General features: G+C 55.1%; 2 protein-coding genes. Both read right to left on the bottom strand.

Annotated elements, in window-relative coordinates; all coding sequences use genetic code 11:
• Nucleotides 1–626: 626 nt before the first annotated feature.
• Entirely contained in the window at nucleotides 627–1,958 is a 1,332-nt protein-coding gene (locus JRJ26_20510) for a YihY family inner membrane protein (GenBank protein ID MBW2059872.1), read from the bottom strand.
• 41 nt (nucleotides 1,959–1,999) lie between these two features.
• Nucleotides 2,000–2,974 (bottom strand): agmatinase, encoded by a 975-nt coding sequence (gene speB / locus JRJ26_20515; GenBank protein MBW2059873.1) that lies wholly within the window; start codon nucleotides 2,972–2,974, stop codon nucleotides 2,000–2,002.
• Nucleotides 2,975–3,152 lie beyond the last annotated feature (178 nt).

Genomic DNA, 3,152 nt, shown 5'->3' on the forward strand with positions numbered 1-3,152 from the left:
CTCTGTCGAGACTTTCAAATACCAGTGTTAGACGAGGTGATATTCACATGGCTTGGATGAGGTCCAATTGAAAAAAACTCTTGACATAGATAAACCAGTTTCCTGACTTTTGGAAAACACCCTTGCCTCCGAGCGACATTGCGGAAGCAGTGGGGTACCCATCAAGGGTGAGCGGGGAGGGGAAAGGTCGTGTTCGTCAGTCGTGAGTCGTGTTCGTTATTCGTGAGTCGTGTTCGTGATTCGTGAGTCGTGTTCGTGGGGAAGGGGCAGGAACTGCCCACCCGCCAACCTTGATAGGGTCACCGCGTGAGCTCAGGAGCGAGGGGACAAGGGTGTTCTCCTGCCAAAACAGGAAAAAATCGTGAAGTCATATACTTGCAAGAATCCCCGGCCGAAAACTCGGAAGACTCCACAAATCTTAGATGGGGTTCCTGAAAGTATATACTTGCAAGAATCCCCGGCCGAAAACTCGGAAGACTCCACAAATCTTAGATGGGGTTCCTGAAAGTGAGAGAACAGCCTTCTCCCAGAGTGGAATCGCGGAAACGGGGGGCTGCCCGAGGGGAGTAAACGGGCGGCCTCCCGAGCGGAGTCGAAGCGAAGTGCAAAGCCCGGCTCTATGCGGCTCATGCGAAGGGGAGGACTCCGCGGTCTTGGTCCAGCCTCTCGGCAACGTCCTCGATCGTGACCTGCCTCAACACCTCGTCCATCGCGCCCTGCGCCCTTTCGAAGATCCCTCTGATCACTTCTCTGGATCGGTCGTCGGGCAGGGAGGCCACTCCAAGACTCCCGCCTTGCACAGCCTCCACTATTTCCTTCAAACTCAGCCGGCCGGGATCTCTCGCAAGCAGAAACATCTCTTTCTCCTCGCCCAGAGCGGCCACGATACGGCCTTTTTCCAAACCGGACAGAAGTTCCTGCACACTCCCGTGGGGCATGCCAAGAAGGTCGGCCAGGCTGGCAACAGAGACAGGCCCGTCACCCTCCTGAAATCGACTGGCCAGGATCAGGACCAGTCGAACTCCATAGTAAGGATGGTAAGCAGGATCACCTGGAGCCAATCTCTGGTCTTCCCGGTTCAATCGGTGATATTGGAACGTGTAGGCCACCTCTGAGCCGTACAGGGCGATCACCCAGGAGATGTATATCCAAATCAGGAAAGCCGGCAAGGTTCCCAGCATCCCGTAAATCTTATCGAAATGGGCGTACTTGGTCAGATAGACACCGAACCACCACCTGGCAAGAGAGAACAGTGCCGTTGTTATGACCGCCCCGATGAGAGCCGGGAAGACTCTCACCTTGGTGTTTGGCAGGAGCCGGTACGCCAGAAAGACGATGAGAAAAATCAGGAAAAAGGGGAGAACGTAGTGAATCCCACTCCGGATAAGGCCGTGTTTGAGCAGGCTTCCAACTATGCGAACCTCGTAGAACCTGCTCGTCAAGAACACGGAGGCCCCCAGAAGTATGGGGGAGAATGTGATAATACTCCAGAACGAGGTAAACTTGCTCAGGAGGTTCCTCTTCTCCTTGACTTTCCAGATAGCGTTGAAGGAGCCCTCCACGGTATTGAGGAGAGCAACGGCCGTGAACGCAAGAAAAAGAGTCCCCAAGATACTCAGGGCAGCGGTATTGGCTGCGAATTTCTGGATATTTTCCAGGATGATTCCTTGAAAGGAAGCACTCGGCAGGAGATGTTTCATGAGGAGCCTCTCGATGGTCTCCTGGGAGAATTTGAAACGCGACAGGATGGCAAGCGAGATGGCCGCCAGAGGCACGAGGGAAAGCAAGGTCGTATAGGCCAGCGAGGCGGCCGTTTGCAGGCAGTTATCTTTCACGAACTCATCGAAGATGTAGAAGATGATCCTCAAGAGACGGAGCAGCCATGCGATTGGTCTTGAATACCCGGCCAACTTGGCCAGGCTCAGCTGATCAAAATACCTAGACAACCGGCCGAACAAGACGAATCCTCCCTCTTCCCCCGGCGGGGGAATTTCTCAGATCAGATGCATTTCCCGGGTGTTGAATCAAGAGCCCTCTTCCTGGCCAGGGCAATGACCGACATGAACTCGAAGATGATATTCGCAGCCAGGTACGCTGTGATCTCCGACGGATCGAAGGCTGGCAGGACTTCTACCACGTCGCAGGCGACAAGACTCAATCCCTGCAATCCCCTTACCAATTCCAGAGCCTCTCCGCTTGTGAATCCTCCCACCTCTATCGTACCGGTTCCGGGCGCATAGGCCGGGTCGACAAAATCGATATCGAAAGTGACAAAGGTCTTGGCGTCCTGCACCCGCCTGTGTATCCGCTCTATGAGGCTCTTGATGCCCATCTCCCTGGCCTCTTCCGTGGTCACCACCTCAAACCCGAGGGATCTCGCCCTCTCGATCTCATCCAACGAGTAAGTCGAACCCCGCATTCCCACCTGAATAGACCGGTCGGCGAGGATGAGTCTCTCTTCCAGGGCCCTTCGAAAAGGTGTTCCATGGTTGTACGGACGGCCGAAAACCTCCTCCCAAATATCCCCGTGCGAGTCGAAATGTATCAGGGCCACCGGCCCGTGTTTTCCGGTCACGGCTCTGAGTTCCGGGAGGGTGACGGAATGATCGCCGCCCAGCAACAGGGGAATGACCCCTGCGTCGACAATGGGGAAAAGAGTCTCCGCGATCTTCCTGTATGAATCCTCGATATACCCGGGGACCACGGGGAGATCCCCGTAATCCACCCCAGAACAGTGCTCGAAAATGCTCACCCCCAGAACCGGGTTGTGGGGACGGAGAAGGACGGATATGCTCCGAATTGCCTCAGGAGCGAATCTCGCCCCGACTCTGTAGGAGGCTCCTGTATCAAACGGTACGCCTACAACAGCAAAATCGACCCCCTCCGTCTTTCTCTCGTGGGGCAGCCGCATGAACGTCCGGATACCCGAAAATCGAGGCGATTCTTGAGCCTCCACGGGTCTGTACTCGCCCATCTCTATCCTCCTTCCCAGGTTCTTACGCCCTTTGGGCGGTGAATTCAAGAAAAAATCACTCGTCGAGCAGCGATTCCGTAACTTTTGCCGGCGCGGATAGTTAAGCCCCCGAAAAGGGCTAAGTTATGTTCGACTAGGCGAGATTCGGATTGGGGAGTAGGTTGGATTTAGTGGCTGA

This window comes from Deltaproteobacteria bacterium, from assembly GCA_019308905.1.
GTDB lineage: Bacteria > Desulfobacterota > BSN033 > WVXP01 > WVXP01 > JAFDHF01.

Bases quoted from the DNA above. Each gene is read 5' to 3' on its own strand.
- speB (MBW2059873.1), bottom strand. From the start codon at position 2,974: ATGGGCGAGTACAGACCCGTGGAGGCTCAAGAATCGCCTCGATTTTCG.